The organism is Paenibacillus sp. FW507-14B1B (assembly GCF_058781425.1).
This window is the reverse complement of record NZ_JBYSWS010000005.1, coordinates 60,870-83,746: the sequence shown is the minus strand read 5'-3', so window position 1 is coordinate 83,746 and position 22,877 is coordinate 60,870. Positions and strand designations below refer to the sequence as shown.

The following is a 22,877-nucleotide window of genomic DNA, read 5'->3' as shown; positions in this document are numbered from 1 at the left end:
ATCCCTTAACCTTGTTAGACCACACATACCCGGGCAAGGAGGGGTGACACCATTGAAGGGGAATGACCATAACAGCAAGTTCTTGTTAACCCACCGTGAACGCGAAGTGTTTGAATTGCTAGTTCAGGATAAGACCACTCGCGACATCGCCGGGCAGTTGTTCATTAGCGAGAAAACGGTTCGAAACCACATCTCGAATGTTATGCAGAAGCTAAACGTCAAAGGCCGTTCTCAAGCCGTTGTAGAATTGATTAAACTGGGAGAACTAAAGATCTGACCGATCTTACAGGTGAAAACTGCACGACGAAAGCCTTCTTTCACCGCGAATGCGGGGGAAAGAAGGCTTTTTTGTGTGGTTTATTATAATTTTGTTCAAATCGAACGCTGGTTGGTATATGTAAGGTGCATGCAATTAAATAGAGTTAATCATATTCGCTACGACTAAAGAGCAAGCGCCGATTACTAGCAAGACTATAACCATGATAATCACAAATATCTTACCGTTCATCCTTTTCACCTCGGGAAGATTATACCAGATTTACACAAAAGAAGAGAACATATAATAGTTTGCACAGAGGAGAGAAGGCTTTTTCGTATATGAAGTTTATTCTATCTCGTCTATCTCGTTATCTAAGTTTAGTTCGATAATTTGATCGGTAAGAATATGTTCTTCATAATTTTTATCAAGTATAACAGGGATAATCTTGATCTTGCCGCCTTCTAATGCCACAAAACGATTATAGTTTTCCGTGTGGAATTGTTGTGCCATAAGCGCTTGAACTTCTTCTCCCTGCTCATTTTCTATCTGGAAGTATAGATTCTCAGAAACATTCGTCATATTGTACACAAGTTTTGAGGATATCGGTGTTAGAATGAATGCCTCTACTTCAACTTTTTGACCAGATTCTAAAGTGAAATGATGATGGATAGGAATTCTTTTTGTATTTGCGATCAGGTTTTGTCCTGAAGCTTTGAAATTAAACTTCCATTTCCCTTTTATCATTTTTTCCGAATCACTTCTTTTTAAGTCGTTAAACACGATCCGGATGGCTTTTTCGTTGTGTAAATCCATATTTCCGATATCGGCAGCCCAAAAATAATTAATGTAGGATTCTGTTATGTCTCTTGGACCACCGCCACCCCCCATTTCGATTTTCTGACCGTCAATATACACGTCAATATCTGAGAACCAATTATAGGCTAAATCATCACCCTTTAAATCGGCATGAAATGTGCTACTGATCAGAAGCTGACCATCATCTAAAATGATCTCATTTAAAGTAACATTGACGCCGTTATCTTGAACGGACTCGCCAATTATGGTTTTGAAATCCGAAAGCGTGCCCACCTGGGAATAAACAAAAGCCTCTAGTTTTTCTCCAATGATCGGGATGTTCGCTAATGCAAAATTTGAATTCAGAGCAATAATGGAGACAAGGGCAAGTGAAGCGATGGTTGAGATCATTTTCATTGAAAGCGAACGGCGAACTTTTAATTTCTTCTTTATTCTTGTTTTGATCACTTTTTTCTCTATATCCGTTAAGGGCTGTTCATCAAATTCATCGAAATGAATTGTTTCATGATTAAGCTCTTTGAATAAATCAGTCATTGCTATTCCCCCTTAGTTGTTAAAACGATTTCGAAATGCTGCACGTATTTTTTTACGTCCGCGTGATAGTCGATTGTAAAGAGCAGATTTTTGTACGCCATGCTCAATCGCTAGTTCGTCGATACTTTTTTGCTCTCCATAATATTGAGAGAATAATAACTGATCCTCTTTTTTTAGTGATGAAAGGAGCTGCTGGGTGTGATTGCTCAGCGAATCTTCTTCGATTATTTTGGACTCGGCACTATAGGGATCTACTAACATATGATCTTCTAATTCATGTTGAAGTAGAAATTTCGTATACTGCCGCCTATAATCAATGGCCTTGTACTTCGTAATCGCTGCAATCCAGTTTTTCAATGAGTTTTTACTTTGATCATATGAATGAATGTTGTTCCACACCAAGAGGAGTACATCATCAAAACACTCATCTTGAATGATTTCTAAGTTGCCTAAGTATTTCTTAATAACTGCTTTGATAAGACCTCCATACTGATCGATTACATAGAATAGAGCTTTTTCATTTTTTACAGTTAGCTGTTTCACTACATTTTCTTCCGTGATTTTCATGTTTACCTCCAAATTAAGGGCCCTTATATCCTTAATACGTTTGCGATATGCTGAATTCTATCCATATGAAAAAATAGTTTATTATAAAAAGTAGCATTACGATCATATCGGCATAAAAAAGGCCTTCGTCCACCACGAATGTGGGGAGAAGGCTTCTACGTGTGGGGAATATTGGATAAACCTGACTAGATGTAAGACATGAGCCGTGATACGAATCCGATCAAAATAAGTACTAGGCCAGTACCCATACCCATTGCACCACCAGATTTTGTTTCGGATGCATGGCTAGCGTCAATCGGAGTCCGTTTTAGGAACCGTAGCCATTTTGAATTCGGGTTTTTGTAGTCATACAGTCCGAAAGCAAACGTAATGACACCTATTATAATCATGAACATTTGAACAGCTCCTTAAATCATGAGTATTATGGGGCAAATGAAAAGTTCATAACGATATATCTAAGTACAAAGAAAGCTAAGATAAAGAGCGCAGCAGTCCCTAAGAGGATGGATATGATGATTTTATCAGAACGTGTAAATTTGTTCATAAACTCACCTCGAATCAATTTCCTAAATTATACAGTAGTGGGTGGGTTATAACAATGTTCTTTGAAGTTATCCTCTTTTTTTCAAAGTCTTATAATGACAAGGCAATGGATGTCTGATATGAATGGAAGTATGAGTATGTATAGGGAGGTGATTGCAATTGAATATTTTTTTGCGGTGATCATCGTCGTAGCTGTCATTCTAGTATTCGCATGGATATCTAGGTCAAGAAAGAAGCAACCCAGCAATGTGATCTCATTACATAAGAAAAGAGACGCAAAGGAAGGTACAGATCAGGTATGTAGCAAATGCAAGAAACGTCTACCTCTCACGTTTTATACTAATGATGCAGGGACGGTTAGAGGATTGTGTAAGGCTTGTGCGAAGCAAATTGGAAAGCGCGAGGAGCTTTATCCGGTATAGAAAAAAAGCAACCAGATATCATCCGTTAAGCGGATAATCTGGTTGCTTTTTTAATATTAGACCCAGCCCATAGCCCGAACGACCTGGGCAACGATAAAGGTTACGCCAATCGCAATGGCCGTTGGAATGGCAAAGGACAGAAACGTCCACTTCTTACTCTTGGTTTCCTTGTAAATGTTAATAAGTGTTGTTCCACAAGGATAGTGAAGGAGGGAGAACAGCATCATGTTGAGTGCCGTGAGCCACGTCCAGCCTTGATCCAGGAAGATCTGCTTCAAAGCGAACATATCCTCAACTTCGGTTAAAGAGCCTGTTGCCAGATAACCCATGAGCAGAATAGGAAGTACGATTTCGTTGGCTGGAAGTCCAATGATAAATGCCATCAGAATAAATCCATCCAATCCAAGCGCCTGTGCAAAGGGATCAAGGAAGCCGACAAAATGCAGCAAAATACTGGTGTCTCCGATATAGATATTGGCTAATATCCAGGTCAATACCCCTGCAGGTGCAGCCACGATGACAGCTCTGCGTAGAACATACACCGTTTTATCCAGTGTTGAGCGTAGGATGGTATTTAGGATTTTTGGTTTGCGATAAGGTGGAAGTTCTAGCGTGTAGTGGGAAGGCACTCCTTTTAAAGCAGTCTTAGACAGTACCCATGAAACACTAAGTGTAACAACAACACCGAGTAGAACCATACCGATCACAACAGATGCTGTAACGAGCGTCTGCGCTCCCCCCGTAAAACCTGCAGCCATGAATAGGGAGGACAGCAGAATCAGTGTTGGCCAGCGTCCGTTACAAGGGACGAAGTTGTTCGTTAGGATAGCGAGCATTCTCTCCCTTGGGGATTCAATAATTCTTGTAGACATGATCGCAGCTGCGTTACAGCCAAATCCCATAGCCATCGTTAAGGACTGTTTACCATGTGCCCCGGATTTCTTGAATAGGCGATCTAGATTGAATGCCACCCTTGGCAAATACCCGTAGTTTTCTAGGAGGGCAAATGCGGGGAAGAATATGGCCATCGGGGGCAGCATGACGCTAATTACCCAAGCTGTTCCTCGAAATAACCCCAGAATAAGCACACCGTGAAGCCAGTCGGGTGCATGAATCGCTTCGAATCCAAGCGTTAAGTACCCCTCGATCCATCCGAAAAAACTGGCGAGCATGGAGGAAGGCACGTTAGCCCCCGCAATGGTCAGGTAGAACAAAATACCAAGGAGTCCGAGCATAATAGGAAAGCCCCATATTTTTGAAGTGAAGATGTTATCCAGACGTTCTGATCGATAGAGTCTGTCTTTGTCTGTTACGGTAACGGCATCATTACAGAGCTCTTTTGATTTTTTGAATAAATCTCCAACAATCGTTTCCCGAACGCCATCAATTCGATCATCCGGTATGGTGTCTGTTAGAGCTTGTAAACGCTGTAGCTGTTGTTCCAAGAGGTACACCTCCTTTAACTTGAGACGAGATTTTATCTTGAAGTGTAGCAATCAGTTTTTTGTCACCGTCCAAAAATCGTATTGCAAGCCAGCGAGAAGGATATTCGTCGCCAACAATTTTCAAAAGTTCAGATTCAATTCTTGCAATATCCGCTTCCAACTCTGCGTTGTATGTCATACGATATGGAGTCGTTTTAATTTCCCCTAAGCACATACGAAGCAAGTGATCTGACAGGACGCCGAGTCCTTCGTTATTTCTCGCAGAGATGGGAATAACGGGAACACCGAGTTTTTTAGAGAGTTTATCTACGTTGATCTTGATTCCTTTTTTCTTCGCCTCATCCATCAGATTCAAACATACGATTACCCGATCTGTCATCTCAAGTACCTGCAGTGCCAGATTGAGACTTCTCTCAAGCGCTGTGGAGTCAAGCACGAGCAGTGTGACATCAGGCTTCTCAAATACGATAAAATCACGTGCGACTTCCTCATCCGCAGAGTTAGAGAAGAGGGAATACGTTCCGGGCAGATCAACGAAGGTAAACCGAGCATCTTTATATTCGTAGTTGCCGCTTGCGAGGTTAACCGTTTTGCCTGACCAATTCCCCGTATGCTGCTTAAGACCAGTCAAAGCGTTAAACAGCGTGCTTTTCCCGGTATTCGGATTTCCTGCGAGTGCAACCGTATACGACCTCATGATGATATCACCTCTCCGTATATTAACTGGCTTTCTTCTTTACGTAGTGCAATGACTGTACCTGCAACTCTATATGAAATGGGATCCCCAAGAGGGCTAGCTTTGAGCACCTCGATTACGGAATTTTGAACGAATCCAAGATCCAGTAATCGACGTTTTAATTCACCTTGGATATCCACTTTTTTAACCAAAAACTGTTCACCGATCGCGGCCTGGTATAAATTTTGAATATTTTTTGTCTCGTCCATAAGATTTAACCTCTCCCTATTTAATTGGTCCGAGCTCATAATGTTTCCCTAAAGCAACTTTATGGTTATGATATGCTCAACTTGCAATAATGTCAACGGATGACGTAAATATTTATAAAAAAATGATTGCGAATGATGAGTATTACCCATATATTATATATGATCAAACACTCATATAGATGGTGGGGATGAATATGTTATGGGATACGGTTGTGATCGGGGCAGGTCAAGCGGGGTTATCAGCTGGATACTGGTTAAAATCTATGTCTGTGCAAGAAAATTTTCTGATCCTGGATCGCCACTCAGGTGCTGGAGAAGTATGGCATCAGAGGTACGAATCTCTCCGACTGTTCACGCCAAGAAGTCACAGTTCTTTACCGGGGTTACATTTGGCAGGAGACCCGAAAGGATTTCCAGATAAGAATGAGATATCTTTATATCTACAACAATATGCTGAACATTTTCAGTTACCTATTCGTTTTAATACAGAAGTTACGTCAGTTCGTAAAGAACAAGGGATATTTATCATCGATAGTAAGCAAGAGACTTTTCAAGCAAGGCGGCTTATTATTGCTACGGGTCCTTTTCAACATCCGAGTGTCCCTGCGTTTTCTCAAGTTGTTCCTAAGGACATTCTGCAATTGCATTCTTCGTTATATAAAGAACCGTCACAGCTTCAAGAAGGGAATGTACTTGTTGTTGGGGGAGGTAATAGCGGGGCACAGATCGCTGTAGAGCTGTCCTCCGTAAAGTTAACGTATCTAGCAACGAGTCAAACACCCAAATATGTACCACTGACGATTGGAGATAGGAGCTTCTTCTGGTGGCTGGATCGATTAGGTATCCTGAAGGCAAGCTCTTCGTCATGGGTTGGCAAGATCTTGCGGAGTCAGGGGGACCCTATTTTCGGATATGAATTGAAAGAAGCGGTCAGGTACGGTAAAGTGATCTTAAAAAAGAGAGTAGTGAATGTAACCCATTCCGGAGTCCATTTTCAAGATGGCTCAGTGGAATCGGTTCGTAACATCATTTGGGCTACGGGGTTTTACTCTAGCTACGAGTGGCTTCATATTGAAGGAGCTATAGATTCTCTCGGACAGGTGCTCCATTCTCAGGGAGTCAGTCCGGTAAAGGGGCTCTATTTTGCTGGATTACCGTGGCAGACACATCGGGGATCGGCTCTGCTAACAGGAGTCGGACAAGATACCCGCCGAATGGTGCAAGCTATGAATGAAAAGAGGAATTGATCATGGATAGAGATCAGCATGAACTATTGCAGGAGGAACAGGCTTTGGAAGCATCTCGCATTCTTAAAGCCATCTCCGACCCTACTCGGATTCGAATTCTTCATTTACTATCCCAAGAGGAATGTTCGGTGGGACATATTGCAGAGGTACTCGGTATGAGTCAATCTGCGGTGTCGCATCAATTAAGCCACCTTCGGAATTTGAGATTGGTGAAATATCGGCGCGATGGTAATACTTATTATTACACCTACGAGGATGAGCATGTGATCGGGATCTTGCAGCAGGTGCTGGAGCATATTTCTCATTAGATATGAATCGTTTTTGCGGAGTTACTTGACATTTGTATTTTTCAATTGTAACGTATTGAAAAATGAAATCCGTGAACAACAACGTTTGAACAAGGACATAAGTGAAGTAGATACGACGTAACAGAGAGAAAGCCCTATTGGCTGGAAGGCTTTCATGTACGGCTGCTCACCTCCTCCCTTATAGTTGCCTTCGCTGCGAATGCGGTGGGGGCCGGGTATGGCCCGTTATCGCTTCTTTGAGGATCTTTTCCTGCGATGCATACTTTTTAAGCCGGGGAAGATTGAAACAGGGTGGTACCACGAGCACATTCGTCCCTTATGACGAGTGTGTTTTTTGCTGTTTTCACGGATGAGAAGGAGAATGAAGAGCATGAAACAAAGTCAATTATTTATGTCCACCCTTCGTGAGGTTCCAGCTGAAGCGGAAGCACTAAGTCATCAGCAACTGCTCCGAGGTGGTTATATTCGGCAGGTTGCTGCTGGTATTTATACCTATTTACCGCTAGGTTGGCGTGTACTTCGTAAAATTGAAAACATTATCCGCCAGGAAATGAATGCCTCTGGTGCTCAGGAGCTTCATATGCCAGCTATTCAGCCCGCTGAGTTATGGAAAGAATCCGGTAGATATGATGTTTATGGACCTGAGCTAATTCGGCTTTATGATCGTCATGAACGGGAATTTGTACTTGGACCTACACATGAAGAGGTAATTACATCTCTTGTTCGACAAGAGGTATCATCCTACCGAAAATTGCCGGTAAATCTGTATCAGATCCAGACGAAGTACCGAGATGAAAGACGTCCTCGATTTGGTCTTCTTCGAGGAAGAGAGTTTATTATGAAGGACGCGTATTCCTTTGATACAGATTGGGCGGGGCTGGATCATTCCTACCGGAATATGTACAGTACGTACGAGCGTATTTTTAAACGATTCGGTCTTCGTTTCAAAGCGGTGGAAGCTGACGCTGGTGCCATCGGTGGACAAGGTGAGACCCATGAATTTATGGCCTTGGCTGAAATCGGGGAGGACACCATCGTATCTTGCAGCTCATGTGAATATGCGGCCAATTTGGAGCAAGCACAGATGGCGGTTATCGACCAGGCAGATAGAAGAGCGAGCGCAGGAACTGACGAAGGGATCTCAATGGAGAAGATTGCTACACCGAATGTGAAGAGTATTCAAGAGTTGGTGGAGTTCCTTCAAGTGAGCTCACATCAGCTGATAAAGACACTTCTATATAAGGCAGATGACAAGATCATTGCGGTGCTCGTTCGAGGTGATCGTGAAGTAAATGAGGTCAAAGTGAAGTCCTATTTACAAGCAGAAGCTGTTGAATTAGCTGATGCTGGTGAAGTAGAGCGTGCCACAGGTGCTCCAATTGGATTTGCCGGACCTGTAGGACTTCCACTGCAACTTCTTGTTGATCATGAGATTGCGTCTATGCTGGAAGGAATCACGGGAGCGAATGAGGTAGATATGCATTTGATGCACGTTCGTCCAGGCATCGACTTTTCGCTTGAACATACGGGTGATTTCCGAAATGCGGCAGAAGGAGATCGCTGCCCACGCTGTGGTGAGTCTTTATTATTTCATCGTGGCATCGAGCTTGGGCATGTGTTTAAGCTTGGAACCAAGTATAGTGACGCTCTAAGTGCGATGTATGTTGATGCCGATGGTCGAGAGAAACCGTTCGTTATGGGGTGCTATGGCATTGGGGTGTCACGTGTCATGGCGGCGATTGCTGAGCAGAGCATTGAAGGCGAGCGATTAGTATGGCCGATATCCGTCGCTCCGTTTCAAGTTCATATCATTCCTGTTTCCGTGAAGGACGAATCGCAGAGCGCATTAGCAGAACGGTTGTATCGTGATCTGACTGACATGCGACTAGAGGTATTGTTAGATGATCGCGATGAACGGGCAGGAGTGAAGTTTAAAGATGGCGATCTGCTCGGGGCACCGATTCGAATTATCGTCGGCCGGGGTGCCGTATCGGGTGAAGTTGAGTTTATGGGTTCAGATGGTGCCAAGGTGAGTATGTCTGCAGCAGATGCGCTCGATCGTATTCGAGAAGCCTCCCTTGCTAATTAGTAAATATATCGCAAACCAATAATAAAAGCATCGGTAGTGGTGGATCCGCTATCGATGCTTTTATTACATATTAAGTCTTTTTTGAAGCATAACTATTTCAAGAGCTCCGAGTTTAAAATATCATTGCTCTGGTTAATTCGTTGAACAAGGGTGCTTACGTTTGCTTGGAGTAACCAAGCCTTTGAACTTTGTAGGATTTGATCGCTCTATATCAAATCTTGGAGCATGTCTTAGCAATGAATCGCATAAGGTAGAAACTAATGTCGTTTGCCTTGCGAAATGAGATAAAGACGTTACAATTATCCTGTATCGTTGTTAACACTAAATATTGGAAGTGGCAAAAAAGACAGTCAGGAGGATCAGTCAGATGACGGAATGGTATGAAGAAAGTTTTGGAGAAGACTACTTACTCGTGTATAAACACCGAGACATTCAGGGTGCTGTTCATGAAGTGCAAAAGATGGCTTCATGGCTTCATCTGCCCGCACAAGGAAGGGTGCTAGATTTATGTTGTGGGATGGGCCGTCATTCCCTTGTCTTAAGTGAAGAAGGTTATCAAGTGACAGGTGTAGATTTGTCAGATGTTCTTCTAGAAGAGGCGAAGGAGATGGACCAGGAGCATGCGGTTACCTGGATTTCTGGCGATATGCGGCAGCTGCCGCTACCGAGCAGTGAGTTCGACGCAGTACTGAACTTGTTCACTTCATTTGGTTATTTTAAGAAGGACAAGGAGCATATCAAGGTGTTGCAGGAGATCTATCGTGTCCTAAAACCAAATGGACGCTTTATTATCGACTTTTTAAATCCTGCTTATGTTTCACAGAATCTTGTCCCTGAATCTTCCCGTATATCTGAAGGACAACGTATCCTTGAAAAACGTAAGATTGAGAACGGTTATGTAACAAAAGATATCACAATCACGGATGTTTACGGTGGGGAGCCGCGTCATTATCAAGAACGCGTAAAGCTCTACACCCTTGATGAGTTCAAAGAAATGGTGGAAGAAGCTGGGCTGTGCATCGACCAAGTTCATGGAAGCTACGATGAGGATCAATATATTCCTGAGACGTCTCCGCGAATGATATTTGTCGGTCGACGCCCGATGGAGCATTGATTATGGGACAAAGCATGTTCGGGAAGCTCCCGACAATTACACCACTTCATGAGGATCGTATTATACAAGTTAAAATCACTCTTGATTCACCTTTACGTTGGGTTAATAGTTATCTATTACGGGACGAGCAGGGGATTACGCTTATTGATCCAGGCCCTCGAACCGAATCAACTGAGCAGGAATGGAATGATGCTCTAGCAGCACTTCAAATACAGGATGAGGAGATAACATCCATCGTAATAACACATCATCATCCAGACCATTATGGTCTCGCAGGGTGGTTTCAGGAGCGGACGGGCGCGAAGGTATGGATGTCTGAACGTGCTCACAAGGAAGCCCAGCTGATGTGGGGGGATGATGCCCATGCTTCTGATATGAACGATAAGCTCCCTGCTTTCTTCGCGATGCATGGTATGCCGGAATCATGGCTTGTTCAGATACCAGAACATCTAAACAGCTTCATATCTCAAGTCTCTCCGCAGCCTCAAGTATCGTATATAAGTAAGGTGATGGAGATAAGTATGGGGGGGCGTGTCTGGATTCCTGTGCAGACAGCTGGACATGCTCCAGGGCATCTTTCCTTTTACCATCCGGATAGCGGGGTAATCCTGTGCGGTGATGCGGTGTTACCGCAGATATCGCCAAATGTTAGCCTAGTGCCTGGTAGCGATACTCAGCCGCTGCACCTGTATTTGGAGGGGCTGCGCCGCCTCCGGGAGTTACATGTCCGGACTGCATATCCCGGACACCGCCACCCGTTCACGCATTTCCATGAACGAATTGACGCGCTCCTCCTTCACCATGAGGAGCGGCTCACTGCAATCTCCGGCATGCTATCTGCAACCGGAGGACTTACCGCCTTTGAAGTCTGTGTAGCCCTCTTCGGCGACAAACTCGGCATTCATCAGATGCGCTTCGCCATGTGCGAAGCACTTGCCCACCTTGACGAGCTTGTCAGACAGAAGCGTGCAGAACTCAAGGAGTCTCAGGCGGGAGCAGCTCTGTTCATTCCAGTTCAGGCATAATTAACGGACACCGAACTTTTTACTTTTTTTCACATAAGCTTCAGCAAAGCAATGAATGAAAACTCTCCTTATTACATATTCCTGTTCCACAGGCTTAAACGACAACTTAGGTCGTGCCCGTGGAATAGGACATCTATAGCACTCCTCACCTTAAGATGCTGACTTCCCTCATCACGTTAACACAAATATTTCACAAAAAAGATTTCCTAGTTCTTTTCTCGTTTAATGATACGTAAGGTAATTGTTCGGAACTTATGTATTATGGGACTTACTCTTCCTCTAACATCTATCAATCTATCCTACCTCGATGTGTATTCGTATTTTCAGGAGTACCCAAAATATCCTAATTGTGAATAAAGGAGATCTCGCGATGAAGAGAAAAGAAGTGGTGGCTATGCTGCTTGCTGGAGGACAGGGGAAACGTCTGAAAGAATTAACCAAGACACTGGCGAAGCCGGCAGTTTATTTTGGAGGTACATATCGAATTATTGATTTCCCATTAAGTAACTGCTCTAATTCAGGAATTGATACGGTTGGAGTATTAACTCAATATGAGCCGCTCGTGCTGCATTCATATATTGGTGTAGGTAGTGATTGGGATATGGATCGTCGAACCGGGGGAGTGTATGTACTGCCGCCACATGAGCGGGAGGATGGAACGAGTTGGTACCGCGGTACAGCTGATGCGATCTACCGGAATTTGATGTTCATCGAACAGTACGATCCCGAGCATGTACTGATTCTATCAGGCGATCACATCTACAAGATGGATTATGAACAGATGCTGAGTTACCACAAGAAGAATAACGCAGATTGTACCATATCGGTCATTGATGTGACTCTAGATGAAGCTACACGTTTTGGGATTCTGAATACCCACGATGATTACCGCATTTATGAATTTGAAGAGAAGCCAGCTAATCCGAAGAGTACCTTAGCCTCCATGGGGGTGTACTTGTTCAAATGGGATATACTCAAAAAATATTTGCTTCAAAATGTAGAGAATCCAAGTACAAGTCACGATTTCGGCAAAGACATCATTCCGCTTATGTTAGCGGAGGAAAAAACACTTTATGCGTATCCGTTTCAAGGCTATTGGAAGGATGTTGGAACGATAAATAGCTTATGGGAGGCCAACATGGATCTATTGTCCGAGCATCCTGAATTAGATCTGAACGACCCCGATTGGCGAATTTATACACGAAATCCAAATCAGCCTGCAGAGTATATTGCACCTGGTGCGAAGGTGCGAAATTGTATGATCAATGAAGGCTGTTCTGTTTATGGAGAAGTGAACCATTCCGTTCTTTTCTATGGTGTGGAAGTAGGAGAGGGAAGCGTAATTACAGATTCTGTAATCATGCCACAGGTGAAGATTGGTCGTAATGTACGCATCCACCGTGCGATTATTACGGAGAATATGGTGATTGAAGATGGGACTATCATCGGTGAGAGTAGTAGTAATGATAGCGATATATTGTTAATCACGAATGATAGTGAGGCCGCAACGAAGTTCAAGACATCAGCTCCAGCCGCTATTTTATAAGAGAACAAAGGACGGTGTTTGATCGATGAAGCAACTCATGGGAGTTATTAATTTGGATCATGAGCTTGATGTACTGAATGAACTTACGTATTTTCGCTGCGGCGCAGCGGTACCTTTTGCAGCAAGATACCGCTTGATCGACTTTGTGATGTCCAATATGATGCACGCTGGTGTACTCGATATTGCATTGTTTGTAAGACGTAAATATCGATCGCTGATGGACCATCTCGGTGAAGGCCGCCCTTGGGATCTGGATCGTAAAAGAGGAGGGCTGTTTATTCTTCCGCCTGATTGGAATGACCCATCCGATGTTTCAACAGGCGAACTTCAGCATATTCATAATAATCTGGACTTTTTCGAGCGCGGGTCAGCCAAATATGTCGTGTACTCGGGGAGTCAGCATTTAAGTCATGTTGATTTTGGTAAGGCTTATGAATATCACCTAGAACAGAAGGCGGATGTAACCTTAATCTATACGAAGGTTGATCAGCTTCAGCCGGAGCATCAGCCTTGTACTCGGCTGGATGTGGATGACAGTGGTAGGGTGACAGATATCCACCGTGAACGGGATCATGCCAACGTTTACATGGAAATGTTCATCATGGAGAAAGAATTGTTCCTTCGACTGGTGAATCAATGCATCGCGCATGGTGAGAGTCATATTTTTCGGGACGCGATTCAGAAAAACCGAAATAAGCTGAATATTGCCGGTTATGAGTATAAAGGCTATCATGCGGTTATTAATTCACTGGAGAGCTATTATCGCAACAGTCTGGATCTGTTGAAACCGGAGAAGTACAACTCCTTGTTCCGTGAGCATCCCGTTCATACCAAGATTAAATACGAGGTGCCAGCTAGGTATCAAGAGACTGCTGATGTGAGTAATTCTCTCGTTGCCAATGGATGTCAGATTGGTGGAACGGTTGAGAACAGTATCTTGTTCCGCGGGGTACAAGTGAAAGAAGGGGCTAGAATTCACAATTCAATAATTATGCAGAAATGTATCATTGAAGAGAACGTTGTGCTTGAAAATGTAATTCTGGATAAAGACGTCATTATATCAAGAGGTCGCAAGCTTCAGGGGGATGTGCGTAAGCCTTTTGTTGTTGCTAAAGATACTGCGATCTAAACTTTATGCGTCAGGAGGACACTTCTTTTGTTTAACAACAAGGAATTATTCAAATCTGCGTTCAAAGAACAGTTGGTGAGTCGTTTAGGAAAAGACATTGAGGAAGCTACGGCAGGAGATATTTACAAAATTCTCGGTACGCTCATTCGTGAATTCATAGGTAGGGAATGGGCTGAAACCAACCGCTCGTACATGGATCAGCAAGAGAAGCAGGTGTACTATTTTTCCATGGAGTTTCTGATCGGTCGGTTGCTTGGGAATAATCTGCTGAATCTTGGCATGCTCCGGACCGTTCGTGAAGGACTTGCGGATCTCGGATGGAGTCTAGAAGAGATCGAGGAACAAGAACCAGATGCAGGACTTGGTAATGGGGGTTTAGGCCGTCTTGCAGCATGCTTCCTAGACTCACTTGCCTCGCTAGGCTACGCTGGACATGGCTGTGGTATTCGGTATAGATTTGGACTATTTGAGCAAAAAATTATTGATGGTCATCAGGTTGAACTTCCTGATGACTGGCTCCAGAAGAGTAATGTGTGGGAAGAGCGGCGGGCCGACAAGCGAGTTGAAGTACGCTTTTGGGGTCAGGTAGAAGTTGCTGAGAAGGACGGTAAGACACAGTTTAATACGGTCAACTATGAGAAAGTATGGGCTGTTCCTTATGACGTTCCGGTCATCGGATATGGCGATTCGCAAGTAAATACACTTAGACTGTGGAGTGCAGAATCAGCTATGGACCCTGCTAGAATGGGGCTCGAGCTTCAGAATAGCTATTATAAGTTCTTAGAGTATAACCGTTCGGTTGAATCGATCTCTGAATTTTTATATCCCGATGATTCTGGTTATGAAGGTAAGATTCTTCGGCTAAAACAGCAGTATTTCTTATGCTCCGCAGGGCTTCAAAGTGTGCTGAGGACGTTCGATAAATTAGAACTTCCTTATAGTGAACTACCGAATAAAGTAGCTATTCATATCAATGATACGCATCCAACACTTGTCATTCCAGAATTGATGCGAATTTTGGTTGATGATAAGGGGTTGGGATGGGATGAGGCTTGGGATCTTACGACCCAAACGGTGTCGTATACGAATCATACATTGCTGAGTGAGGCGCTTGAGAAGTGGCCTGTCAATATGGTTCGTGAGCTCTTACCAAGAGTGTATATGATCATTGAGGAGATTAATAAGCGCTTCTGTGGAATGTTGCTTGATCGTTTTCCAGACGGGCAGGACCTGGTTTCTAAGGTTGCTATTGTGGAGAGTGATCAGGTGAAGATGGCCCATCTGGCCATTGTGGGCAGCTACAGTGTGAATGGTGTGGCTGAGCTGCATACGGAACTGCTTAAGACGAATGTGATGAAGCCATTCTATGATCTATTTCCTGATCGTTTTAACAATAAAACCAACGGTATTACGCATCGTCGCTGGTTGATTCATGCCAATCCAGAGCTTAGTAATGTAATTAGTGAGACGATTGGGACGTGGTGGATGAAGCGCCCGCATCAGCTGCTTGGTCTGGAGACATTTAAAGAAGATTCAGCACTTCGTGAGAAAATCATGAAGATTAAACGCAGCAACAAGCTGCGGTTAGCAGAGTTTATTAGACAGAAGCAGGGCGTGATGGTAGATCCGGATTCAATCTTTGATGTTCAGGTAAAGCGGCTTCACGCATACAAAAGACAGCTCATGAACATTTTACACGTCATGTATTTGTATAATGACATCAAGGACCATCCTTCAGTTGATCGAGTACCGCGTACATTTATTTTTGCTGCTAAAGCGGCGCCGGGTTATTATTTGGCGAAGAGCATTATCAAGCTGATTAATGTGGTCGCTAATACGGTGAACAAGGATCCTCAGGTGAATAGTAAGCTTAAGGTGCTATTTTTGGAGAACTATTCCGTGTCATTAGCGGAGAAGATTATTCCGGCAGCAGACGTAAGCGAACAGATCTCTACAGCAGGTAAGGAAGCCTCTGGTACAGGAAACATGAAGTTTATGATGAATGGTGCGCTGACGATAGGTACGCTAGATGGTGCGAATGTGGAGATGCATCAGATGCTTGGGGATGACAACATGTTCCTGTTCGGTCTAACTTCGGAAGAAGTGCTGAACTACTACAAAAATGGTAGGTATATTGCAAAAGATGTGTATCATAAAGATCCGCGAATCAAACGTGTTATGGATCAGTTGGTGTCACCTGGCCCTTTTTGTTGCCACGAACGAGAGTTCAATCTAATTTATCAGTCTATTTTGGAGCATAATGACGAGTTTTTTGTCCTTAAAGACTTTGACAGTTATGCAAATACGCACGAGGCTATCGATCAGGTATACTTGAATACACCTGAGTGGGCAACGAAGGCGATCGTAAATATCGCTCACGCTGGCCATTTCTCGAGTGATTGCACCATCAACCGTTACGCGGCGAATATATGGGATATTCGGCCAGTACGACCATCCCTTCATGTCTAGACTTATCTCATTAACAGCTGCCCTTCATGGGCGGCTGTTTTTTCTATATTATGTCTTACTTTAGTAATAAAGGATTCATATCCTCCTTCTAGAATGGTAATGTATGACGAACGAATGAGGAGAATGAAATGATGATAAAATCTCAGGACACACAGTTAGATTTTAATATAAATGCTCTGGATTTTCCCGTTGGCGGAGCTGTAGTAGCGATTAAAGATAATAAAGTTGTGTACAGTAAGGGCTTTGGAAAAGCGCGTCTTGGCGCGGATGAGAAGCCTTTTACACCGAATACAATGGTAAGCATTATGAGCATATCCAAAAGTTTTACGGCAGCATCCCTGCTAAAGCTTGTTGATGAAGGATTGCTTGAACTTGATATGCCCATAGTCCACTATCTGCCTTATTTTCAAACAACCGATGAAGAAGTGAGTAAACGAATTACAGTGAGGCACCTATTATCACATACTGCAGGTTTTGCCGGAGACCTCGGTATTGGTGACTTGGTAAGTCCAATTGCATTTAATTTGAGAGACTTTGAGAAGATGAAAGAACAATGTGGAGTAACGGATTCCATTATTGGAGGGATCCGCACACGGGAGGATGTTACGAGATATATTCGTTCCGTAGCCTTATCAGATACGCCAGGTTCTAATTGGAGTTATTGCACGGACGCCTATATTGTTGCAGCTGATCTGTTTGAGCAGGTTAGCGGTAGCTCGTGGGACGAATTTATGGAGAGTACGTGGTTTAGAGGGCTAGGGTTAAACAGAACTACATTGTACGCCCATAAGGTACAACAAGCGGAAGACCATGCAATGTATTACACGAGTAACGATAATGTTTTTCGTGATGCAACCAGACCAGATTCTTCGATGATGGCATACGAAATCCCCTTTCTTGTGAACCAGTTAGGCGCTCCTATGGGATTTATATATTCTACTGCTCATGATTTGGGAAGCTATTTGTCTTCTTATATGAACGAGCATCCCTTCTTATCTAGCTACGCACTTCATGAGATGTTCGAAACGGTATGGGATTTTGAAGAAGAAGGGGAAGGATATGCTTTAGGCTGGGGAACGAATCGGAAAGAGAATCTCCTTATCCTAGAGCATGGCGGTGGATATACGGGTGTTAGTGCGTATGTATGCATGGTTCCATCACATGGAACAGCGGTAATCGTTGTATCCAACCATGATGAAACACCTTCGCAAAAGATAGCATATGAGATGCTGGATTTGTTACTCCAGGCAAGATAAAAAGTTATAAGGCTGTTACCAACGTGGTAACGGTCCTTTTTTGTGGAATGGCTCAAAGAAAGGCAGAAATGTTATAATAACTTTTAAATAACTAATTAGCTATGAACGGGTGAAGTCAAGCATGAGTCATAAAGTTACGATGCAACATATCGCCGAAGCGGTTGGGGTTTCGAAATATGTCGTCTCCAAATCTCTGTCCGGTAAGGAGGGGGTGAATGCGGCAACCAGAGAGCGAGTCCGTCAGGCGGCCATCAAGATGGGGTATCGGTTCAATCCACGTACAGCAAAAGTAAATGAGGAAGAGACAGAGGAGTCAACAGAGGTCGTACAGACCATTGTTGTACTTCTTCCAGATATCCGCTATCAATATAAAGAATCACTCTATTGGGGGCGTATCATTAGCGGGATAACAGAGGAGCTCGAATCACTTGATATGAGGGGAGTCGTTGTAACGGATCAGACAGCGGATAGTTTCTTATCCATTGTGAATCAAGACACGATTCAAGGTTTCATTGGAGTGGGTGAGATTTCGGCTCAAGTGATCGAGGAGATTAGCAGACTTCGGGTCCCGATCGTGCTTGTCGACTCAGGCAATCCACTGATTGAAGCCATTCGATTGTTTGCTAACAATCGTGAGTGTGTGTATCAATTGAGCCAACATTTACTATCTATGGATCATCAAAATATTCGGTTTGTAGGCAATATGTCTTTCTCGCAGAGCTTTATGAGCAGGTGGAATGGCTACAAAGATGCCATGGAAGAGCATGGACTGACGGTAAATCGGCAGGATCCACTATGTCATCTGAACGGAGAAGACCAAGCTGAATATACAGATGAGATTCGTTCTATTATACAGGAGTGTATGGATAACAATGGACTGCCTACTGCACTGATATGTGCGAATGATTCACTTGCCATCAGTGCAATGAAGGCTTTAGCTGATCTAAAGCTTAAAGTACCAGATGACATTTCCGTCACAGGGTTTGATAATATCGAAGACGCATATCACACAGATCCGGGATTGACTACGGTGAATGTGGAGAAGGAAATGATGGGTCGCCGAGCGGTTCAGCTAATGCTCCACAGTATAAAGCATCGTGATTTCCCTAAGGAAACGGTATATATGCCTGCATCTATTATACATCGTGATTCTGTGTCCTCCTTGAAAGGAAATAGGGCCTAATAGGCTCGCGTATAATAAGCTTAAAGATAACGGGGTCCTCTATATGAGGGCCCCGTTTGTTTGGTTTTATAGGTTGTTATCGGCTTCGGTTGTACCTGTCGTTTCAATTTCTCGCTCTGCTTGTTTACGATGAGCAATTCGGCTGCTTGCTGCCGCTGCGACAGCTCCAACAATGTCATCAAGAAAAGTATTGATTACTCCGCTTGATTTGTCGTTCAACCGTTCTAGTACGCCAGGTTTTAATTTATCAACATATCCATAGTTCGTAAATCCAATGCTGCCATATACGTTGACAATGGAGAACGCCAGAATTTCATCCACACCATACAAGCCCTCGTCATGGGCTAACATATCCTGAAGCGGAGATAGGAGCTTCCCCTCTTCCGCCAACATATCCAGCTGGATGCCTGTTATTACGGCGTTCTGAACTTCTCGCTTACTGAGCACCGCCTCGACGTTTTTGACGCACTCTTCCATCGTTAGGCCTGGGTAGTATTTCTTCTGTAGCACCATAACAAGCTCAGCGATCTCAGTCGTCGTCACTCCACGTTCATGTAGTAACCTTCTCGTCGCCTCAGCGACTTTCTTGCTATTTAAGCTATAAGGTATCTGTGTGTCGGCCATGATCTCACCTCGTTTTCTTAGTGGTTGTAATGAAGCCATACATCCAAATTGTACTTTTTCTATGATTACTTTGTCCAGAAACCTAAAAAGAAGGGGCATGTTTTGGAAAAGGGCTCGTATACATAAGAGTACAACCTGTACAAAAAGTAGGGAGGAACAATACATGACACGTAAACGTACGATTCGCGGACTTTCAGCCGCCGGACTTCTCGCTGTTCCGTTGATGTTGTCCGGCTGCGGGCCATTCGGTGGGAAGGAATCGGAGGCCATTGATCCGCCACCAGCTCAAGCGGAGACCCAGATGATGAACTCGGCACTCAATCAGTCGTTACAAGGCCAGGTCGGTGTACAGACCACCGTCTATTTGTCTGATCAGCATGGAATGCTCGCACCCGTTACTCTTGGTATTCCCAAAGAAGAAGGAAAAGACCCCCTTAAAAGTACTCTGGAAGTAATGATCCAAGGTGGTTCCTACTCAGGCTACATTCCTGTTGGCTTCCGAGGCGTGTTACCTACGGGAACAGAGGTCAAAAATGTCACGGTTGATAAGGAAAATAAGCTTGCTGTAGTAGAGTTTAATAAATCCTTTGGTGAATATAACGTTCAGGATGAACGCAAAATCTTAGAAGCTCTTACCTGGACGTTGACTGGAAACGAAGGGATTGACAAGATCCAATTGTGGGTGGATGGTGCAAAATTAAATGAAATGCCTGTTAATCATACCCCGCTAGATCGGCCGTTATCTCGTACGATGGGAATCAATCTCCAAAAAGCTGAGGATACGCAGTATTCACAGTCTTCCCCAGTAACGGTCTATTTCTCTGGCTTATCTCCTTCGGGCATCCAGTATTACGTTCCAGTAACGCGTCTTGTAGCTTCCGGTCAGGATACTGTGACCGCAGCGCTCAATGAGCTAATTCGCGGCCCGCAGTATGGTGACGGTCTGGAGCAAGTTATGACGAGTGAAACGTCTGTCGCAGAGATTAATAAGAACGAAGATGGATCCCTTACCGTTTCATTAAATGAAGATATGTTCGAACAGGGGGATCAGATCCCATCCGAGATGCTGCAAGCCGTTGTGCTTACGGTTGCGGAGAATTCGAACAATGCCAAGGTGAAAATTCATATGAACGATTTGGCTGAAGTTAAGGGAGATGACGGACGAAATTATAGTGAACCGGTTAGTCGTCCAGAGTATATTAATGAGATTCCTATATAAGATCTGGGATTCGCGCGAGGGTGCTTTTATGTTGGCACTTTGGTAGAATAGGGGTTGCTAATTAGGACGCGATAAGAAGTAGGAGGCAGAAAACATGAGATCTAACGGACGTAAGAGCGACGAGCTTCGCCCGATGAATTTATCGACCCATGTGAATAAATATGCGGAAGGCTCCGTGTACATCGAAATGGGAGAGACCAAGGTGCTGATTACAGCTACCGTGGATGAGAAAGTACCTCCATTTCTGAAAGGACAAGGAAAGGGCTGGGTGACAGCGGAATATTCCATGCTACCACGGGCGACACAATCCCGTAATCAGCGGGAAGCGAACCGAGGTAAACTCAGCGGCCGGACGATGGAAATTCAGCGGCTGATTGGTAGAGCGCTCAGGTCTGTTGTGAATCTGCATGCGCTGGGTGAGCGCACGATTACGCTGGATTGTGATGTCATTCAAGCGGACGGCGGTACCCGGACCACCTCTATAACAGGTGCCTTTGTGGCACTGGCAATTGCAGTGAATAAAATTGCAGAACAACATAAGCTAGCTGTATTCCCCATTACGGACTACCTGGCATCCACAAGTGTTGGAGTAGCTGGTGGGCAGGCCCTTCTGGATTTGAATTATGAAGAGGATTCCAAGGCCAAAGTGGATATGAATTTAGTAATGACAGGCAGTGGGAAATTTGTTGAGGTTCAAGGAACAGGAGAGGATAGCCCGTTTTCCCGTGATGAGCTCAATGAAATTTTAGAGCTTGGTGAAAAAGGAATTCGTGAGCTGATCCTTCGTCAACAAGAAGTGCTTGGACCTATTGCAGCAAAGATCGGCACAGTCAGCACGAGAAGCGGGGCGTAACGTATGGAGCTTCAAGGAGATATCATCATTGTTGCAACTCGTAATAAAGGCAAAGTTATGGAATTCTCCCATGCCTTCGCACCTTTTGGTAAAAAGGTCGTAAGTATGTTTGATTACCCTAATCTTCCTGATGTTGTGGAAGATGGGGAGACCTTTTCTGAGAATGCCCTAAAAAAAGCCAAGACCATTGGAGATGCTATTGGTTTGCCTGTTCTTGGCGATGATTCAGGTCTTTGTGTGGAGGCATTAGATGGGGCGCCTGGTGTGTATTCTGCTCGGTATGCAGGTGAGCATGGTGCAGATCAAGATAACAACTTGAAGCTTTTGGCTGAGCTTGAGAAGCTTCGACTTGGTGAAGATACAGAGCAGCCACTGCTCAGTCCTGCACAGTTCGTCTGCGTGCTTGTTCTTTATGATCCGGCAACAGGGCAGCATATTGAGACCAGAGGAACCGTAGATGGATGGATTACTTCCCAGCCATCAGGAAGTAAAGGCTTTGGTTATGATCCTCTTTTCTATCTTCCAAAATTCGAGAAAACCATGGCAGAGCTAACAATTGAGGAGAAGCAAGCGATCAGTCACCGCGGAGAAGCACTTCGTCAACTGGCTGATAAACTTCGCTCAGAGGATTAATCGTACCCAAGTGATAGCAACGGATCGGGTCCCGCCCGTTTTCCGTACATAGGAGAAGCAGGATCTTTCCTTCATCGAATCACGATGAGAGGAAGGATTCTGTTTTTTTATTTTCTTACCGGAAAAATTAAAAATAAGGATGGTCTAGTTGGGTTCTCCTTGGTAAAATTATTATGAAACGTAGTTTCATTGTGTGAAATTGAAATGGGAGGTTTTTAAATGAGTTATTCATTTTCTGGGATTGACCATGTTCAGTTAGCCGCACCTGAAGGCTGTGAGGCGGAAGCACGATATTTTTTTACAGGACTTTTAGGCTGGAAGGAAATCGACAAACCAGATATGTTAAAACAACGTGGAGGTGTATGGTTTCAGTGCGGAGCACATCAAGTGCACATAGGAGTTCAGAAGGACTTCACTCCAGCTACCAAAGCACATCCAGCTTTTCTTGTTCGTCAATTAAATGAACTCAGAGACTATTTGTTAATCCATAACGTAGAGGTCATTGATGATGATGCGAGAAAGGATGAAAGAGTCCTGCGGTTTTACTTGAATGATCCATTTGGTAATCGCTTGGAATTTATGGAATACATATAGATGAATGTTTCTGTTATAGAATAGAAAAAATGACGTACCCGTCAATTTCGATGGGGA

General features: G+C 43.9%; 23 protein-coding genes. 16 read left to right on the top strand and 7 right to left on the bottom strand.

Annotated elements, in window-relative coordinates; genetic code table 11:
• The first annotated feature begins 52 nt into the window (after window positions 1–52).
• The gene (locus AC3WJJ_RS21600) at window positions 53–277 is read left to right on the top strand and encodes a helix-turn-helix domain-containing protein (protein WP_046678368.1); all 225 of its coding nucleotides are present in this window, start codon (window positions 53–55) and stop codon (window positions 275–277) included.
• 327 nt (window positions 278–604) lie between these two features.
• On the opposite strand, the gene AC3WJJ_RS21595 is transcribed toward AC3WJJ_RS21600, so the two are convergent.
• The 3 genes from AC3WJJ_RS21595 to AC3WJJ_RS21585 all read right to left on the bottom strand — a co-directional run bounded on the left by AC3WJJ_RS21595 (window position 605) and on the right by AC3WJJ_RS21585 (window position 2,571).
• Window positions 605–1,609, bottom strand: coding sequence for a DUF4179 domain-containing protein (locus AC3WJJ_RS21595; RefSeq protein ID WP_492543691.1), 1,005 nt, complete (start codon window positions 1,607–1,609; stop codon window positions 605–607).
• Window positions 1,610–1,621: 12 nt separating this feature from the next.
• A complete protein-coding gene (locus AC3WJJ_RS21590; protein ID WP_492543690.1) occupies window positions 1,622–2,176 on the bottom strand; it encodes a sigma-70 family RNA polymerase sigma factor in 555 nt (184 codons plus the stop codon).
• A gap of 185 nt (window positions 2,177–2,361) precedes the next feature.
• Window positions 2,362–2,571: a hypothetical protein gene (locus AC3WJJ_RS21585; protein ID WP_422660113.1), complete on the bottom strand. Its 210-nt coding sequence runs from the start codon at window positions 2,569–2,571 to the stop codon at window positions 2,362–2,364.
• Window positions 2,572–2,850: 279 nt separating this feature from the next.
• On the opposite strand from AC3WJJ_RS21585, the gene AC3WJJ_RS21580 reads away from it, so the two are divergent.
• On the top strand, window positions 2,851–3,141 hold the full coding sequence (locus AC3WJJ_RS21580) for a hypothetical protein (RefSeq protein ID WP_492543689.1): 291 nt from the start codon (window positions 2,851–2,853) through the stop codon (window positions 3,139–3,141).
• Between the two features lie 56 nt (window positions 3,142–3,197).
• Here the strand turns inward: AC3WJJ_RS21580 and AC3WJJ_RS21575 are convergent, their stop codons facing one another.
• From AC3WJJ_RS21575 to AC3WJJ_RS21565, 3 genes are read right to left on the bottom strand one after another with little or no spacing between them, the layout of a single operon-like run.
• Complete coding sequence (locus AC3WJJ_RS21575; protein WP_492543688.1) at window positions 3,198–4,595, bottom strand: nucleoside recognition domain-containing protein; 1,398 nt, start codon at window positions 4,593–4,595, stop codon at window positions 3,198–3,200.
• Entirely contained in the window at window positions 4,534–5,283 is a 750-nt protein-coding gene (locus tag AC3WJJ_RS21570; RefSeq protein ID WP_492543687.1) for a FeoB small GTPase domain-containing protein, read from the bottom strand. Before AC3WJJ_RS21570 ends, AC3WJJ_RS21575 begins: the two co-directional genes overlap by 62 nt.
• Window positions 5,280–5,531 (bottom strand): FeoA family protein, encoded by a 252-nt coding sequence (locus tag AC3WJJ_RS21565; RefSeq protein WP_492543686.1) that lies wholly within the window; start codon window positions 5,529–5,531, stop codon window positions 5,280–5,282. Before AC3WJJ_RS21565 ends, AC3WJJ_RS21570 begins: the two co-directional genes overlap by 4 nt.
• Window positions 5,532–5,725: 194 nt before the next feature.
• Between AC3WJJ_RS21565 and AC3WJJ_RS21560 the strand changes: the two genes are divergently transcribed.
• From AC3WJJ_RS21560 to AC3WJJ_RS21515, 10 genes are all read left to right on the top strand, one after another.
• Window positions 5,726–6,778 carry a flavin-containing monooxygenase gene (locus tag AC3WJJ_RS21560; RefSeq protein WP_492544039.1) on the top strand — a complete coding sequence of 351 codons (1,053 nt, stop codon included), beginning with the start codon at window positions 5,726–5,728 and terminating at the stop codon, window positions 6,776–6,778.
• A gap of 2 nt (window positions 6,779–6,780) precedes the next feature.
• Window positions 6,781–7,086, top strand: a complete 306-nt coding sequence (locus AC3WJJ_RS21555) for an ArsR/SmtB family transcription factor (RefSeq protein WP_422660118.1) — start codon at window positions 6,781–6,783, stop codon at window positions 7,084–7,086.
• A 370-nt stretch (window positions 7,087–7,456) separates the two neighbouring features.
• On the top strand, window positions 7,457–9,175 hold the full coding sequence (locus AC3WJJ_RS21550; protein ID WP_492543685.1) for a proline--tRNA ligase: 1,719 nt from the start codon (window positions 7,457–7,459) through the stop codon (window positions 9,173–9,175).
• Window positions 9,176–9,542: 367 nt separating this feature from the next.
• Entirely contained in the window at window positions 9,543–10,289 is a 747-nt protein-coding gene (locus AC3WJJ_RS21545; protein ID WP_492543684.1) for a class I SAM-dependent methyltransferase, read from the top strand.
• A gap of 2 nt (window positions 10,290–10,291) precedes the next feature.
• On the top strand, window positions 10,292–11,314 hold the full coding sequence (locus tag AC3WJJ_RS21540) for an MBL fold metallo-hydrolase (protein ID WP_492543683.1): 1,023 nt from the start codon (window positions 10,292–10,294) through the stop codon (window positions 11,312–11,314).
• Between the two features lie 370 nt (window positions 11,315–11,684).
• Window positions 11,685–12,860: a glucose-1-phosphate adenylyltransferase gene (locus AC3WJJ_RS21535; RefSeq protein WP_492543682.1), complete on the top strand. Its 1,176-nt coding sequence runs from the start codon at window positions 11,685–11,687 to the stop codon at window positions 12,858–12,860.
• 25 nt (window positions 12,861–12,885) lie between these two features.
• Window positions 12,886–13,989, top strand: a complete 1,104-nt coding sequence (gene glgD, locus AC3WJJ_RS21530) for a glucose-1-phosphate adenylyltransferase subunit GlgD (protein WP_492543681.1) — start codon at window positions 12,886–12,888, stop codon at window positions 13,987–13,989.
• A gap of 27 nt (window positions 13,990–14,016) precedes the next feature.
• Window positions 14,017–16,458 (top strand): glycogen/starch/alpha-glucan phosphorylase, encoded by a 2,442-nt coding sequence (locus AC3WJJ_RS21525; protein ID WP_492543680.1) that lies wholly within the window; start codon window positions 14,017–14,019, stop codon window positions 16,456–16,458.
• 131 nt (window positions 16,459–16,589) lie between these two features.
• Window positions 16,590–17,714 (top strand): serine hydrolase domain-containing protein, encoded by a 1,125-nt coding sequence (locus AC3WJJ_RS21520; RefSeq protein WP_492543679.1) that lies wholly within the window; start codon window positions 16,590–16,592, stop codon window positions 17,712–17,714.
• Between the two features lie 121 nt (window positions 17,715–17,835).
• Window positions 17,836–18,897, top strand: coding sequence for a LacI family DNA-binding transcriptional regulator (locus AC3WJJ_RS21515; RefSeq protein ID WP_492543678.1), 1,062 nt, complete (start codon window positions 17,836–17,838; stop codon window positions 18,895–18,897).
• A 66-nt stretch (window positions 18,898–18,963) separates the two neighbouring features.
• On the opposite strand, the gene AC3WJJ_RS21510 is transcribed toward AC3WJJ_RS21515, so the two are convergent.
• On the bottom strand, window positions 18,964–19,521 hold the full coding sequence (locus tag AC3WJJ_RS21510) for a phosphatidylglycerophosphatase A family protein (protein ID WP_422661393.1): 558 nt from the start codon (window positions 19,519–19,521) through the stop codon (window positions 18,964–18,966).
• Window positions 19,522–19,684: 163 nt separating this feature from the next.
• Here AC3WJJ_RS21510 and AC3WJJ_RS21505 point away from each other — a divergent pair, with 163 nt between their 5' ends.
• From AC3WJJ_RS21505 to AC3WJJ_RS21490, 4 genes are all read left to right on the top strand, one after another.
• Complete coding sequence (locus AC3WJJ_RS21505) at window positions 19,685–20,740, top strand: GerMN domain-containing protein (RefSeq protein WP_422660127.1); 1,056 nt, start codon at window positions 19,685–19,687, stop codon at window positions 20,738–20,740.
• A gap of 94 nt (window positions 20,741–20,834) precedes the next feature.
• Window positions 20,835–21,593, top strand: coding sequence for a ribonuclease PH (gene rph, locus AC3WJJ_RS21500; protein WP_422660128.1), 759 nt, complete (start codon window positions 20,835–20,837; stop codon window positions 21,591–21,593).
• A gap of 3 nt (window positions 21,594–21,596) precedes the next feature.
• Window positions 21,597–22,226 carry an XTP/dITP diphosphatase gene (locus AC3WJJ_RS21495; RefSeq protein ID WP_492543677.1) on the top strand — a complete coding sequence of 210 codons (630 nt, stop codon included), beginning with the start codon at window positions 21,597–21,599 and terminating at the stop codon, window positions 22,224–22,226.
• Window positions 22,227–22,445: 219 nt separating this feature from the next.
• Window positions 22,446–22,820: a VOC family protein gene (locus AC3WJJ_RS21490; protein WP_492543676.1), complete on the top strand. Its 375-nt coding sequence runs from the start codon at window positions 22,446–22,448 to the stop codon at window positions 22,818–22,820.
• Window positions 22,821–22,877 lie beyond the last annotated feature (57 nt).

Bases quoted from the DNA above. Each gene is read 5' to 3' on its own strand.
- AC3WJJ_RS21595 (WP_492543691.1), bottom strand. From the start codon at position 1,609: ATGACTGATTTATTCAAAGAGCTTAATCATGAAACAATTCATTTCGAT.
- AC3WJJ_RS21590 (WP_492543690.1), bottom strand. From the start codon at position 2,176: ATGAAAATCACGGAAGAAAATGTAGTGAAACAGCTAACTGTAAAAAAT.
- AC3WJJ_RS21585 (WP_422660113.1), bottom strand. From the start codon at position 2,571: ATGTTCATGATTATAATAGGTGTCATTACGTTTGCTTTCGGACTGTAT.
- AC3WJJ_RS21580 (WP_492543689.1), top strand. From the start codon at position 2,851: ATGAGTATGTATAGGGAGGTGATTGCAATTGAATATTTTTTTGCGGTG.
- AC3WJJ_RS21570 (WP_492543687.1), bottom strand. From the start codon at position 5,283: ATGAGGTCGTATACGGTTGCACTCGCAGGAAATCCGAATACCGGGAAA.
- AC3WJJ_RS21565 (WP_492543686.1), bottom strand. From the start codon at position 5,531: ATGGACGAGACAAAAAATATTCAAAATTTATACCAGGCCGCGATCGGT.
- AC3WJJ_RS21560 (WP_492544039.1), top strand. From the start codon at position 5,726: ATGTTATGGGATACGGTTGTGATCGGGGCAGGTCAAGCGGGGTTATCA.
- AC3WJJ_RS21555 (WP_422660118.1), top strand. From the start codon at position 6,781: ATGGATAGAGATCAGCATGAACTATTGCAGGAGGAACAGGCTTTGGAA.
- AC3WJJ_RS21550 (WP_492543685.1), top strand. From the start codon at position 7,457: ATGAAACAAAGTCAATTATTTATGTCCACCCTTCGTGAGGTTCCAGCT.
- AC3WJJ_RS21545 (WP_492543684.1), top strand. From the start codon at position 9,543: ATGACGGAATGGTATGAAGAAAGTTTTGGAGAAGACTACTTACTCGTG.
- AC3WJJ_RS21540 (WP_492543683.1), top strand. From the start codon at position 10,292: ATGGGACAAAGCATGTTCGGGAAGCTCCCGACAATTACACCACTTCAT.
- AC3WJJ_RS21535 (WP_492543682.1), top strand. From the start codon at position 11,685: ATGAAGAGAAAAGAAGTGGTGGCTATGCTGCTTGCTGGAGGACAGGGG.
- glgD (WP_492543681.1), top strand. From the start codon at position 12,886: ATGAAGCAACTCATGGGAGTTATTAATTTGGATCATGAGCTTGATGTA.
- AC3WJJ_RS21520 (WP_492543679.1), top strand. From the start codon at position 16,590: ATGATAAAATCTCAGGACACACAGTTAGATTTTAATATAAATGCTCTG.
- AC3WJJ_RS21515 (WP_492543678.1), top strand. From the start codon at position 17,836: ATGAGTCATAAAGTTACGATGCAACATATCGCCGAAGCGGTTGGGGTT.
- AC3WJJ_RS21510 (WP_422661393.1), bottom strand. From the start codon at position 19,521: ATGGCCGACACACAGATACCTTATAGCTTAAATAGCAAGAAAGTCGCT.
- AC3WJJ_RS21505 (WP_422660127.1), top strand. From the start codon at position 19,685: ATGACACGTAAACGTACGATTCGCGGACTTTCAGCCGCCGGACTTCTC.
- rph (WP_422660128.1), top strand. From the start codon at position 20,835: ATGAGATCTAACGGACGTAAGAGCGACGAGCTTCGCCCGATGAATTTA.
- AC3WJJ_RS21495 (WP_492543677.1), top strand. From the start codon at position 21,597: ATGGAGCTTCAAGGAGATATCATCATTGTTGCAACTCGTAATAAAGGC.
- AC3WJJ_RS21490 (WP_492543676.1), top strand. From the start codon at position 22,446: ATGAGTTATTCATTTTCTGGGATTGACCATGTTCAGTTAGCCGCACCT.